Origin of the sequence: Methanobrevibacter sp. UBA212 (assembly GCF_905233225.1) — an archaeon.
Lineage (GTDB): Archaea > Methanobacteriota > Methanobacteria > Methanobacteriales > Methanobacteriaceae > Methanocatella.
Window position 1 is genome coordinate 23,527 of record NZ_CAJODJ010000023.1, and the last position, 14,663, is coordinate 38,189.

The 14,663-nt window shown below is 35.1% G+C and carries 9 protein-coding genes; 4 read left to right on the top strand and 5 right to left on the bottom strand.

Annotated elements, in window-relative coordinates; all coding sequences use genetic code 11:
* Positions 1–218 precede the first annotated feature (218 nt).
* Entirely contained in the window at positions 219–5,039 is a 4,821-nt protein-coding gene (locus tag QZ138_RS07315; RefSeq protein WP_292888082.1) for an Ig-like domain repeat protein, read from the top strand.
* A 355-nt stretch (positions 5,040–5,394) separates the two neighbouring features.
* Here the strand turns inward: QZ138_RS07315 and QZ138_RS07320 are convergent, their stop codons facing one another.
* From QZ138_RS07320 to QZ138_RS07335, 4 genes are all read right to left on the bottom strand, one after another.
* Positions 5,395–6,588 carry an ATP-binding protein gene (locus QZ138_RS07320; RefSeq protein ID WP_292888085.1) on the bottom strand — a complete coding sequence of 398 codons (1,194 nt, stop codon included), beginning with the start codon at positions 6,586–6,588 and terminating at the stop codon, positions 5,395–5,397.
* Between the two features lie 109 nt (positions 6,589–6,697).
* Positions 6,698–7,378 carry a transposase gene (locus QZ138_RS07325; RefSeq protein WP_342765671.1) on the bottom strand — a complete coding sequence of 227 codons (681 nt, stop codon included), beginning with the start codon at positions 7,376–7,378 and terminating at the stop codon, positions 6,698–6,700.
* 27 nt (positions 7,379–7,405) lie between these two features.
* Positions 7,406–7,849 carry a hypothetical protein gene (locus tag QZ138_RS07330; protein ID WP_292888088.1) on the bottom strand — a complete coding sequence of 148 codons (444 nt, stop codon included), beginning with the start codon at positions 7,847–7,849 and terminating at the stop codon, positions 7,406–7,408.
* A complete protein-coding gene (locus QZ138_RS07335) occupies positions 7,803–8,069 on the bottom strand; it encodes a hypothetical protein (RefSeq protein ID WP_292888091.1) in 267 nt (88 codons plus the stop codon). Before QZ138_RS07335 ends, QZ138_RS07330 begins: the two co-directional genes overlap by 47 nt.
* Before the next feature lie 500 nt (positions 8,070–8,569).
* On the opposite strand from QZ138_RS07335, the gene QZ138_RS07340 reads away from it, so the two are divergent.
* The gene (locus tag QZ138_RS07340; protein ID WP_292888094.1) at positions 8,570–10,156 is read left to right on the top strand and encodes an AarF/ABC1/UbiB kinase family protein; all 1,587 of its coding nucleotides are present in this window, start codon (positions 8,570–8,572) and stop codon (positions 10,154–10,156) included.
* A 47-nt stretch (positions 10,157–10,203) separates the two neighbouring features.
* On the opposite strand, the gene QZ138_RS07345 is transcribed toward QZ138_RS07340, so the two are convergent.
* Positions 10,204–10,599 (bottom strand): nuclear transport factor 2 family protein, encoded by a 396-nt coding sequence (locus QZ138_RS07345; protein ID WP_292888097.1) that lies wholly within the window; start codon positions 10,597–10,599, stop codon positions 10,204–10,206.
* A gap of 64 nt (positions 10,600–10,663) precedes the next feature.
* Between QZ138_RS07345 and QZ138_RS07350 the strand changes: the two genes are divergently transcribed.
* Both QZ138_RS07350 and leuS read left to right on the top strand, forming a co-directional pair.
* Positions 10,664–11,449, top strand: a complete 786-nt coding sequence (locus tag QZ138_RS07350) for an NAD+ synthase (RefSeq protein ID WP_342765672.1) — start codon at positions 10,664–10,666, stop codon at positions 11,447–11,449.
* A 10-nt stretch (positions 11,450–11,459) separates the two neighbouring features.
* Complete coding sequence (leuS, locus tag QZ138_RS07355) at positions 11,460–14,315, top strand: leucine--tRNA ligase (protein ID WP_292888100.1); 2,856 nt, start codon at positions 11,460–11,462, stop codon at positions 14,313–14,315.
* Positions 14,316–14,663: the final 348 nt, after the last annotated feature.

A 14,663-nucleotide genomic window follows, 5' to 3' on the forward strand; every position in this document is an offset into this window, starting at 1 on the left:
AACAATCAATTCAATGCATAATGTTGTATCCGCACTGAATTACCGTAATAAACATTAAACAGACCACCAACCACCCATTTAAATTTCAAGTGTAATTGATGATATATCTAATGAAATATAATTTATACTAAAATATATATAAAGTTATCCGAATAAATAATAAAATATATTATAATGATGTTGATACTGACATAATAATTATGGGGGAAAATGGAAAAATGAAAATTAAACGATATATTATTTTGATCTTAATTTTACTAATTTTTGTAAATTTAAGCTCCATTTATGCGACAGACAATGCTACAGACGAATTACAGATTAATAATGGAGATCCTATTGATATAGATGAAACTATATGCACATATGTAAATGATGAAGATGAGGTATTTCAAAGCGATGAGATAAACCAAACAAATCAGGAAATATTAACTCAAAACCAGCAGGAAGATATTTTATCCGATTTTGAACCATATAACACAGAAATAACACTAACAGTAAATGACACTTCAGATTTTGAAACAACTGGAAACATAACAATGAATATGACATTTTCATTTACTGCATCCGAACACAATGGAGAATTCACAGCACAAAACATAAGCATTTATGAAAACAATACTTTAATAAAAACATTGAAGATAGGTGAACAAAACTTGCCGGAATTAGGAATAATCACTGGCACCGGCGCAAGTTATGCCATTTACTACGAAGCAAACATATTATTTGATTATACTGTACACGATAATAGTTATTTAACCACCTCATTATTTGGAGTGTATTCCAATACGCTACACTTCAAAAAACTGAAAAACACCCTCCCAGTAAATTTAAACACTACACAAATAAACATCGACAATATATCCTGCTCAAATAAAACATGGACCAACAGCATTAAATCATTAAAAAAGGCATTGGAATTAGCAAAAAACGATGGAATAATATATCTAAACAATATTGATTTCATACAAGATACTTCAGAAACAATAGAGATAACAAAAAACATCACCATCACGGGCCATGATGCTTCATTTATATTGCAGAAAACACAAACATTGCTCGAAATAAACCCCAACACAGAGGCAACATTAATTAACTTAACATTCAGCGGAAACAATAATTATGTCATATCAAATAAGGGAAAACTACAACTAATAAACTGCACATTCAAAGACAATAGTCTTGGTTTAATAGATAATTACGGAGAATTGGAAATCACTAATTGTAACTTCCAAGACCTGAACCAGTTCTACCAAACAAAAACCACAAATACAAATGGATTAATAACCAACAATGGAATCTTAAAAATAACAAAGACAACATTTAATAACAATAATCCGTTGCCATATAATTTTCCAATTGAATCCAATATATTGAAAGGAATAATCTACAATAACGGAGCATTAACAACAAATGAGGTGAATTTCACCAACATCAACTACAGGACAATCTACAATGATGGAGAATTAAGTCTGAAAAATACGTTATTTGAAAATATATTATCTACAAGCACCCCTTCATTTTATAAAAACCAATTATCAATTTATACTATATCAACCGATCAATACTTAAATCAAAATCATATCTATAATAACTATCAACTTCAAATTAATGCAAAAACAACAAATGGTGGAGCAATATACAATACCAATCAGATAAATATCTTTAATTCATCATTTAAAAGCATAATTGGAAGTAATGGTGGAGTAATATACAATACCAATCAGATAAATATCTTTAATTCATCATTTAAAAGCATAATTGGAGGTAATGGTGGAGCAATATACAATACCAATCAGATAAATATCTTTAATTCATCATTTAAAAGCATCAGTGGAAATGATGGTGGAGTAATATACAATGCTGGTAAGCTTATAATTGAAAACATAATATTAAATCAAAGTATTTCAAATTCCATAGGTGGGAGCATATATAATAATGGTGAAACAGTAATAAACAACTCAAAAATATTAGAATCCAAACTTCAAAAACTTCAAAACTCCCTTTTAGCCAATAATATTGATGGTGGTGGAATATATAATGATGGAATATTGAATATCTCTAACAGTGAAATAAAAAAATGCTGGGGTGCGGGAGCTGCAATATTCAATAATAATATATTAAATATTGAAAATTCTCAATTATTTGATAATATGGCATTTGCAGACATCAAATGGAGAGTTATTAATGATATAGGTTGGACAGTTGTAGATAAAGTATATTCTGGTGTAATTTATAATGGCGAAAATGCAAATGCAAACATTATAAAATCAGTAATAAAAAACAATATACTTTATGCAAATAACAATGATGGAGGTTGGAGAACATACTATGGAAATATAAAAAATGATGGAAACCTTCTGATAAGTGGTTGTATATTTGACAATAACACTCCATATTGGGACGGTCTATTAAATCAGGGTGACGGATCATTTAACATATTCAATAGAGGAAAAATTACTGTAATGTACTGTTATCTTTTAAACACTAAAAATTACAGTGGCACACATTCACCATATAGCTTTTTATATAATACTGGTAAAGGAACTTGTAATATTAATTATAATTTCTACTGTTTAAACCCAAGTAGCATAATAGCAAATGCAAAACCGAATTACTATTTCATACCTTCATTTAATGATTATATTCCAATCAAACTCAATGAAAATGCTAATATCACACTAACATTAGGTTTAAGCAATGGAATTGATAAAATTGATTTTAACGACTGGGATAAACTGCTCACCCCCGGTTTAAACGCCACCATAACAACATTAAATGAAAACGGAGAGTACATAAACATAACAACATTCCTAAAAGACAAATACTCATTCAATTTCAACTACACAAATACCAAGGGAGAATACCTCATCTACTGCAATATCATGAATTACACAAATACAGGAATAGTGGATGTTGGAAAAGAATTCAGCGAAATGACCGTAACCTACAATAACATAACCTACAATGATGGAAACAAAATCACTTTCCATGTTAAAGTCACAGGAAACCTTACAGTACAGCCAACCGGAAACGTTACATTCACATACAACAACCAGAAAATCACACTAAACCTAACCAATGGTGAATGCAACTATACAATTGATGAAACACTGAAACCGGCAAACTATACAATGAGAATAGACTACAACGGTGATGAGGAATACTTTAAAATAAGAAAACAATTCTACCCGTTCACTGTCCATAAGATTCCAACCACTATTAAACTCGTTGCTCCGGAAATCAAAATCGGCGAAACAGGAAAACTGACAATAACAATCACCCCTAGAGATGCAAAACTATACGGATACCTATACTACACCACCGACCGCCTGCACGAAGTCAACGCCGACACCAGAGGAACAAGAACATTAAGCCTTAAAAACTTCCCTGTAGGAATACACAACCTTACAGTAATATTTGATGAGGACGAATACTATCTTGGAGGAACATTCACCACATTTTTCACTGTAAGCAAATATGAAACACAGCTAAACATCACAGCAGCGGATGTGCCACCAGGCCAGGACAATACAACAGTAAACATCACAATCAACCCCGGAGACGTCAGAGGCGAAGCGATTGTTGAAATAAACGGAAAAAACGAAACAGTCTATCTAAACGACACCACAACAAGAATACCTGTAACTGATCTGGAAGAGGGAACATATACAGTAAACATATATTACCCTGGAGACGCCAAATACGCTCCTTCAAACGGCACAGCCACATTCAGCGTGGCAAGAATCACATCAAGGATAACCTGTGAAATATCATATGACGAACACATGAACGGACATGTAACAGTCAACGCCAACCACAACAACTGCACAGGTGAAGTCAGACTATACATCAACAATGACGATCCACTAAAATTAAATCTAACAGATGGAAAAGCCAATTTCACAGCCAAATTCAAAAGAGGTGTCAACTACATATACATCTATTACTATGGAGATGAATACTACTCTTTCAGCACATGGAACAGGACATTCTCCATCGATGCAACACCAGTATTAAGTCTGGAAACACAGGATCTCAGAAGCGACAGCACAGGCTATGTACGCATAAACCTCACAGACACCAACAACATCCCTTACGAATACACAGACATCACAATAGAATTCAACAACCAGACAACCACACTGAAAACCGATGAGAACGGAACCGTATACTATCCTGTGCAATTGCCGGCAGGAAAATATTCAATTAAAGCAACCTATGGCAACGCAACAATCACAAAGACAATTACCGTAAAAACAACAACAAAAATAACCGTTGAAATAGCATCCATAAATCAGGATGAAGACCTCATGGCATATGTGACCCTAACAGACTACAACAATCAAAAAATCACCGGAGACGTCATACTTGAAATCAACGGCCAATACTACAAAATCATTGTAACTAACGGTGCCGGCTCAAGAAACCTCGGAGAGATGAAAGCAGGCAACTACAACTACAATGCCACATACATTGGTGAAGGATTACTGGCATCATCACAGACAACAGGAACATTCAATGTAGCTGCAAACAACTACAGGATAACCGGAAACAAAAACATCAACGCATACTATGGCGCAAACAAAAACTACAAAATACAACTCCTAAACAACAACAAACCGGTAAAAGACGCAATCATAACAATAAAAATCAACAAAAACACCGTGCAGGTAAAAACCGACAATCAGGGTTATGCAACACTAAAACTCACACTCAAACCAGGCAAATACACCATCACATCAACATACAAAAATGTGAAATCCACAAACAAAATCACTGTCAAAAAGACACTCATCACAAAAAACAAGAAAATCAAAAAGGGAAAAACACTAACCTACACTGCAAAGCTTTTAAACAAAAACGGAAAAAAACTTAAAAACAAAAAGATCACATTTAAAATCAACGGCAAAAAATACAAGGCAAAAACCAATAAAAAAGGAATAGCAAAAATCAAAGTCAAAAACCTCAAAAAAGGAAAATACAAAATAAAAACCACATACGGCAAACAGAAAAACACCAATACCATAACAGTCAAATAAACACTAACCTTAAAACCGTCACCATTTTATTAATCTTTTTTTCTGCAATACGTTTTTTCACAGACCCTGAGTTTGAAAATATTTATTGTCAATATAAGTGTTTTTATGTTACATTTCTCTAAATTTTTCAATAATTAGTTATTTAGGGTTACTATATGATTTTAAGTGGTGTTAGTTTTTTTAGGTTAGTATATGAAATTCAATTTGTTTCATCATGCACGAACATTAAAAAGATTTATAATTGATGAAAAAAATAGTTTATTTTACGAATTGTCCAATGGAAAAACGGTTAGTATATGAAAATCAGACTGACTACTTTTAGTTACTAAAAATTTAATGTTTTATAGTATATAAATTATATGCTTTTATAGGGGTATACTCCTTTTGTCTGGTATTCATTTTTCAACCATGCTTTAAAAACAAAGTTCGGCATATAATACTTATTATTCTCCATTTCAATGAAACCATTATTCAACAATCTATTTAAAGATCTGCCTATTGCCCCACTTGTCACATTTAGTTTTTTAGCTATTCCAGACCGGTTTAAAGATTCATCAAGAAGAGTTGTTAAGATTTTTTGCTCTTGAAGATTTAATCTGAACCATGAGTTTGAAAAATGCATGGCCAATACATGTAAAAACTTAATGAAATTCTCCTTAACAGAAGATGCATCCAAAACAACATTTCGAGGCAAGAGATTACCAAATGTATTAATATAAAAAGGTATTCCCTTTGTACATGTATAAAATTGGTCGAAACCATCATCCGTAAATTTCAAATAATCTGCCTTTTCGTTTAAATAGTTTTTAGTTGTTTCATATGAAAAAGGCTTGATTTCAATTGTAAGCATTCTTCCACCGAACGCACCATTGCTACCGGCAATTTCCTCTATGAGATTATCTTTAACACTCATGCTTCCTGAAAATACGTAAGAAACATTATTTTGTTTTTGAATATAACTTCTCATATACCATAAAAAATCTGTTAATTCATCCCCGAGTTCTTTAATGATTTGAAACTCATCAAAAAACAAAAACACACCATTAATGTCTTCCTTATATTCATCATATAAATATTGAGGCAGTTCCATTACAAAATTGGCTAATTTCTTATAATTCTTTTTTGTCCATAAAAATGGCACAGGATACCCTTTGATGTTAACTATTTCCTTTAATGCAACATCATGAGTCTTAATATATTTTTCGATTTTCTTATCAACAGTTGTAATTCCAGATTCACCACATTCTTTTATGATTTCATCATAAATCAATTCTATCAGAGATTCTCTTGTAAACTCATCTGTTTGATATGCATTTGATGATGATAAGTCTATATACACCACCAAATAATTTTCATCTCGAAAATTTTTCTGAATTCTCTTCATCAAGGCAGACTTGCCAACACCCCGAATACCAGTTAGCAAAATTGATGGAGAAGTGCCATATTGGCTACTTCTCAGTAAATCAGAGATGAATTTAATATCTTCCACCCTATTGTAAAATTGATTTTCATTTAAATCATTATTGGTTCCCCATGCCAGTTCATTCATAATAATCACTTGATAATATTTTTAGTTTTAATCATAATTAAATGTATGTAATTTGAATAATATGTTAAAATTGAATAAAAAATATAAAGTGTGCAAATTGAATAATATATTAAAATTGAATAAAAACTACACGGTATGCAAATAGAATACTTAAATTGTATGCTAGTGCATCTAAGTATAATCTTTCTTCAGTTCGTGTCATTCCGATGACTACTTCTTTTTCTATTTGGAATTGTTCTTTTAATATTCCAAATGGTCCTTCAACGCTTGATCTTTTGGCGTATTCGTCTTTATATTCTTGTTTTTCCATTTTGTGGTTCATTGCTTTTTGCATTTCTGAACCGTATTCTGTGATGGTTCTGTGTGTTTGTGAGTTTGAACAGCATTTGTTTCGTGCAGAGCAGTTTTTGCATGCTTCGTAATTGTTGTAGAGTCTTTTTATTTTGTCTGGTTTTTCTGGGTCTTTGTGTGGTTCAAGATATTTGGCAAAAAAGTGTAAATAGTTTCCTTCTGGACATTTAAATGCATCTAATTCGTAATCGTAGTCGAAATGGTCTTTATGATATGGATTTTCATTTAATTTTCCGATTTTTTCTTTGGATTGTTTTCTTGTTGGTATTAATCCATCAATTTTCTTATCTGCTAGATAAGATAAGCTTATTTGATTTAAATATATTGTATCGGCACTTATGTATTTTGGTGTTGTTTGTATGTTTCTTATTGCTCTTTCTGCGATTGGTGGTAGTTCATAATGATCTGTAGGGTTTTGTGTGACGTTTATTGCACAGATTAATTTGGTATCGTAATCGACTGCAGATTAGATATTATAGGCAATCATGAAGTTTCCTTTCTTTCCTTTCATAAATCTTGCTTCAATATCGTTCACTGGTATTTTATCTTGTCCAGTGAATGTAAATTGTGTTTCAATGTCATATAATAGTTCTATTTTATCTTCAACATCCATATCTTTATTTTCAAATATTTTTTGAGCAGGCTTATGTAGTTTTTCAAGCATTTCCTGGCTAACTGGAAGGCCATTGAAGTAATCGAGCAAGATTTGGGTTTCTTTTTTTGTTATGACATTGTTGTTGGAATTGTATGCTTTTTTAATTGTTCCATCAATTGCAACGTGATTAAAATCAGTTAATTTTAAATCTGAAGCCTTTTTTAAAGTCATTTGCACCAATACTTCAAAATAACAACCATATTCTCTCCTATACCTTTGAACTGAGCGTTCTGATGGTTTGGCGATAAACCTCATGATACCTTGCCATGTCTGCAATGTACTTAGCACTTTCTACATGTTCTATTTTAGCATAAACAAGTAATTTTAACATGGAATCAATAGGTAAAGAGTCGCGTCCTTTCTTATTTTTTGGTTCTTTGATGTTTAACATCAGATAAACTTCTTCAATAAAATCCACAACAAAACGAGAAATATGATCTTTCGGAATGTTACTATCTAAAGTCACAATGCCCATAATACCTAATATTAACTATGTACAATCAAGTATATAAAATTAACTATTATAAAAATACTTTAAATTAAATATAACAAATAATACAATTCACAATGATTAAATTAAAAAATTATAAATCAATATAATAAAATTAGAAAAAATAACTATCTAATCAGAAGAAAATAAGAAAAAATAAGTCAAAAATTTTTCGACAAAAAATCAAAAAATTAATTTTGGCGAACACCCTATCTTGTTATTAAAATTTATTAATAGAAAAAATGTAAAATAGATATGTAGATATTTCTTAATAATTTTGAATATATAAAACATTCAATAATGACAAGAATATTATCATGGATTGTAGGCATTGCTTGAATTCGATAAAATCAAGAATTGCATATACTTATGAGCATTATAACCGTATTTAATCAATTGCAACCATTATCTCATGAATAATTCTTATGAAGAAACAACCTTCTTTGCATCAGGCATTGTTGAAAAGCAAAAAATAATGTGATATAATGGATAAGGAAACTAAAGAGCGTTTGGGTGAAATTAGAGCAGCCATGAAAAAATATGGCTTCGATAAAATTTTAGGCCAAACCGCAAAAAACAAAATACGCGGAAAAGACGATGAGACACATGAGCTTTTTTTGGATGATGAAATTCCGGTAAAATTGAGATTGATGCTTCAGGACTTGGGAACTACATTCATCAAATTGGGCCAGCTGTTAAGTACAAGACCTGATGTCGTTGGCGACAGGATTGCAGATGAGCTTGCAAACCTGCAGGATGACAATCCAGCAATAACCTATGATCAGGTCAAGGAAATAGTCGAAAGGGAACTCAATGGAAATATTGATGATCTTTTCAAAGAATTCAAACATGAACATTTGGCTACCGCATCAATCGGCCAGGTTCATGAAGCCACACTGATTACCGGTGAAAGGGTTGCGATTAAAATCCAAAAGGAAGGCATCACCGACAAGATTGACCTTGACTTGAGGATATTGAAATATATTGCCAACCGTGCCGACAAATTTAATTCAGACCTCAAAAAAATTAACCTGCCGGGAATAATGGAAGAGTTCGACCGTTCAATCCACAAGGAAATCGACTACAACAACGAATTCATGAACATGCAACGCATTGAAATGAATTTCGTCGATAATCCTTCCATACACATTCCGGCCACATACCCTGAATACTGCACCTCAAAAGTATTGACAATGGAATTCATTGACGGTACAAAGCTAAATGACGTATATGAAAGCACCAGCGATGAGTTCGACAAAAAACTTTTAGCAAAAAATGTTCTTGACTCATATCTCCAGCAGCTGTTCATAGACGGATTTTTCCATGGAGACCCTCATCCGGGAAACGTGATGATTCTAGAGGACAATGTAGTGTGCTATCTTGATTTGGGCATGATGGGATTCTTCGATGAAAAATTCAAAAAAGACCTTTCCGAAGTAGTATTATTGTTCATGGACCAGGACGTCGACGGACTGATAAACCAGCTCATGTACATGGACATATTGGATTACGACATCAATACCTCCTCTTTAAGAAGGGACCTGAATGACCTGTTCGGAAGGTACTTCGGCGTTCAGCTAAACCGTTTTGATGGAGTTTTAGAGGCACTTCTAAGCCTTATGCAGGAATATGGAGTAATCCTTCCAAATGAAGTCGTCACAATGGCAAGAGGACTGTCAATGATTGAAGCCATTGCACACAATCTTGACCCTGAAATCGACGTTTTCGCATCAATCAAACCTGTTGCAAAACAAATAGCAAAACAAAGGATGAGCCCTAAACAGAGATTAAAAGGCAAAAAAAGTAACCTAATCCTATATGAACACATGCTTCAGTCCTTACCGAAACTTCTCACAAGGACAATCCACAAAATCGACAATGAAGAGTTGCAATTCAAGTTTGAAGTCGACATTACCGATAAGGTCACAATAGTCGCATTGATATCCGCACTTCTCATTGCCTCTTCAATGGTTTCATTCGGACCAAGAGCATTTGACATGCCTGTGATTTCTTTAATCGGTTATATAATAGCCATAATCCTAAGTATTATCGGCATTAAGAAATTCAAATAAGTGAAAGAATATGAGGAATTACCTTCCTCACTTATTACTTTTTTTAACTAGCTGTCCCATCCGACAACCTGCCATATTCCATCTGTTTTTCTAAAATTGGCCACTGTATTGGAAATCCATCTCAGTTCCCTACCGTAGACCTTGGCGGTCAATCTGACTTTGGATATCAGTGAAGCGGACTCATCATCATCAAACAGTATTGTGGGATCCATTATATCAGATTTTGAAAAATCCATGGAACCGTCATCAATTTCAGAGACAAACTCACCTTTACCCTGAGACCTGTTTGGAGCCTGAGTGAGTCTGAAGTCATCCGAAAGGATTTCATCCAACTTTTCGGTGTCGGCTTCAATCAATGCATTCTGAAACTCAACAAACCTGTCAACGATTTCCTGGTCGGCGCCGGAAAATGATTTTTCACAAAATAGTTCTACATCAGACATGATATAATATATAAATTAATAAGTACATATTATTTTATGTATGAATGATTAGGTTGGTGAAATCATTAGCGAAATTCCGGAAATAAACTGCCAAAAAACAGAAGATGCCATTGTTGAATTCATAAAATCCAAAGTATCCGAATCCAATACCGATGGAATCGTTGTGGGATTGAGCGGAGGAATCGATTCGACACTAATAGCATATCTCGCATGTGAGGCAGTCGGAAAGGACAATGTATTTGGAGTTGTCATGCCTTCCGCTACAACACCGGCCGAAGACACTGTTCATGGAATCGAAACGGCACAAAGATTAGGTATCGAATACACAGAAATAGCTATCGACAGCATTCTGAATGAATATTTATGCCTGACAAAGCTTGAAGAGGATGATCTGGCAATAGGTAATCTCAAAGCCAGAATCAGAATGTCAATCATTTATTATTATGCAAACGCTAAAAACTACCTTGTCAGCGGAACAGGTAACAGAAGCGAAATTCTAATCGGTTACTTTACCAAGCATGGCGATGGCGCATGCGATATGGAACCGATTGGAGATTTATACAAAAGCGAAGTTTACAGGTTAAGCGAATACCTCAACATCCAAAAGGAAATCATCAAAAAGCCTCCAAGGGCAGGGCTTTGGGAAAACCAGAGCGATGAGGAAGAAATTGGAATGGGATACGATTTGCTTGACCAAATACTATATCTCTTTAGCGAAAAGGATATGGAAAATACCCGAATAGCTGAAAGACTTGACATTTCAGTTGATGACGTTAATATGATTATCAATAAAATAATTAGGAGTGAACACAAAAGCAAAGTTCCGGAAATTCCTAAAAAAATACTATAATGGTGATTTAGTGAGCGAAAATATTGAAAAGAAATGGCAGAAAAAATGGGCTGATGCAAAACTGTTTGAATCAAACCCGGACGAGAGAGAAAAACTATACCTTACCGTTGCTTTTCCATACCCTAGTGGAGCAATGCACATAGGCCACGGCCGTACATATACCGTGCCTGACGTTTATGCAAGGTTCAAAAGAATGGAAGGCTACAACGTACTGTTCCCAATGGCATGGCACGTTACAGGAGCACCGGTTATCGGAATAGCAGACAGGATTCAAAGAAAAGACCCTTGGACACTTGACCTGTACCACAGGGTCCACGGAGTTCCAAAAGAAACCTTGCCTAAACTTGAAGACCCTGAATACATCGTGAAATACTTCTCAACAGAATACCATGAAGTGATGGATGAAATGGGATATTCAATAGACTGGAGAAGGGAATTCAGAACAATCGATCCGACCTACAAAAAATTCATCGAATGGCAAATAACCACATTATATGAAAAGGGACTGATTCAAAAAGGAGAACACCCTGTAAAATACTGTCCGAACTGTGACAACCCTGTCGGGGACCACGATCTGCTTGAAGGCGAAGGGGTAGGCGTCAATGAACTGACACTCCTAAAATTCCCAATCGAAGATAAGATTTTAGTTACCGCAACCTTAAGGCCTGAAACCATCGTCGGAGCGACCAACATATGGCTGAACCCCGATGTCGAATATGTTTTGGTTAACGCCGAAGGCGAAAACTGGGTAATTACAAAAGAAGCTCACTATAATTTATCCAACCAAATCAAGGATTTGGACATCATATCTGAAATTGACCCTAATGACCTGATTGGAAAAATGGCTAAGAATCCATTCACTGGAGATGAACTGCCAATTTTCCCTGCAAGCTTTGTTAGCGCATCCTACGGAAGCGGTGTCGTATTTTCCGAACCTGCAGATGCCCCTGCAGACTACATCGCACTTCAGGACCTGAAGAAAAACGATGAACTGATAGCAAAATACAATTTAGGCGGCATCATTGAAAACGTTGAGCCTATACCTGTATGTACCCTTAAGGGCTATGGGGAAATCCCTGCAGCAGACATCATCGAAAGATTGGGCATTACCGACCAGAACGATGAAAAACTGCATGAAGCCACCAACGAGCTGTACAAGCAGCAGCACAGCAAAGGTACAATCATCGAATCCATTCCGGACTTCGGCGGAATGAAAGTTCGCTTTGCACGCGAAGAGCTAAAAGAGAAACTGATAGCCGAAAACATGGCGACAATCATGTATGACTTTGCCGAAAGGCCTGTTGTGTGCAGATGCGGAAACAACTGTGTCGTCAAAATCATGGATGACCAATGGTTCATGAAATACGGAAATGAGGAATGGACCGAAAAGACCCTGGAAGTGCTTGAAGGCGAAACCATCATTCCTAAGGAAATCAAAAACAATTTCGATTATTACATCAACTGGCTGGACGATTGGGCATGTTCCAGAAAAGTGGGACTTGGAACCAGACTTCCATGGGACAACCAATGGTTAATCGAGCCACTGACAGACTCTACAATCTACATGTCATATTATGCAATTGCAAAATACGTAAGGGACATGAATCCGGATGATTTGACCCCTGCATTCTTTGACAAGGTCTTATTGAACAAGGATTCCGGAGAAATTACCGTGCCTCAAGAAAAGGTACAGGAAATTCAGGACGAATTCAACTACTGGTACCCATTGGACTGGAGACTGTCTGCAAAGGATCTGGTAGGTAACCACCTGAGCTTTTTGATGTTTGCCCACAGTGCAATCTATCCAAAGGAAAAATGGCCACAAGGAACCGTAGTTTTCGGTATGGGACTTCTTGAAGGAAACAAGATGTCATCCTCCAAAGGTAACGTAATCCTTTTAAAAGACGCAATCAAGGACTACACCGCAGATGTCGTAAGGCTGTTCCTGATGGCTTCAGCCGAACCATGGCAAGACTTCGACTGGAGGGAAAAGGAAGTTCTTGGAACCAAAAGAAGACTTGAATGGTTCAGGGAATTTGCAGCCAGAGTCGAAGAGATAAAAGGTTCACCATTGAATCTAAGCAACATTGAAGATGTTGAACTGACCCGTACCATTGACTTGTGGATGATCAGCCAGCTCAACCAACACATCAAAAATGCAACCGCAGCTTTGGAAGTCTTCCAGACAAGACAGGCATTACAGGATTCACTGTTCCTTCTTAAAAAGGATGTTGACCACTACTTGTATCGTGTAAAACACATAATCGATGCACAGGACCCTGCAGTAATCTATGTACTGTCAACAGTCCTTGAAGCATGGATTAGGCTTTTAGCACCATTCACTCCACACACATGTGAGGAATTATGGTCCAAATATGGTGGAGAAGGATTTGTAAGCCAGTCCAGTTGGCCTGAAGCTGACGAAAGCCTTATGGATGTTAAAATCGAAAAGGCAGAGTCACTGGTTGAAAACATCATCAAGGATATCGCCCACATCAAGCAGATGGTAGGAGATGAAGTTGAAAAGATTCACATCTATCTTGCCCCTGACTGGAAATGGGACCTTTACAAAATAGCTGATGAGGTAGGAAAACCTGACATCGGCCAGATTATGGGAAGGGCCATTGGCGCCAATATCTATGACGACAAAAAGGAAATAGCGATGGTGGCCAAAAAGATCGGTAAGGAAATAACCAAAACCCGCTACATCGGCAAGATCAACGAAGAGGAAATCTTAACCGATGCCCTTGACTACATCAAAGAGGAAAGCGGCAATGAAGTCATTATCCACACCGATGACTCATACGACCCACAAAACAAGGCTAAAAACGCAATGCCTTACAAACCGGCAATATTCATGGAATAATTCAAATTATTCCATCTATTTTTCTATTTTTTATTAACTTAACTAAATATTAACAACCGCAGATACTGAAAATAGGGGCATATGGTTTTCCGTATGCAATTCCTTTCTTTTTTTAAAAATTATGCAAAAAAAAATTATACATGTCTCTATAATTCATTTAAAAAAATAAACAAAATTTAATATAGATTAATTAAAGAAATATATTACAATTAAAATTTACATGGGAGGACATTATGAATAAAAATAGGATAATTGTAATTTTTTCAATTTTTTTCGTTCTTTTATGTTCACTTTCTGCGGTTGCTGCAAGTGACTTAAACTCGACAGACTCTATTGCAAATGATATTG

Excerpts from the sequence above, each read along its gene's own strand:
- QZ138_RS07330 (WP_292888088.1), bottom strand. The coding sequence starts at position 7,849 with ATGAGGTTTATCGCCAAACCATCAGAACGCTCAGTTCAAAGGTATAGG.
- QZ138_RS07340 (WP_292888094.1), top strand. The coding sequence starts at position 8,570 with ATGGATAAGGAAACTAAAGAGCGTTTGGGTGAAATTAGAGCAGCCATG.
- QZ138_RS07345 (WP_292888097.1), bottom strand. The coding sequence starts at position 10,599 with ATGTCTGATGTAGAACTATTTTGTGAAAAATCATTTTCCGGCGCCGAC.
- QZ138_RS07315 (WP_292888082.1), top strand. The coding sequence starts at position 219 with ATGAAAATTAAACGATATATTATTTTGATCTTAATTTTACTAATTTTT.
- QZ138_RS07320 (WP_292888085.1), bottom strand. The coding sequence starts at position 6,588 with ATGAATGAACTGGCATGGGGAACCAATAATGATTTAAATGAAAATCAA.
- QZ138_RS07335 (WP_292888091.1), bottom strand. The coding sequence starts at position 8,069 with ATGGGCATTGTGACTTTAGATAGTAACATTCCGAAAGATCATATTTCT.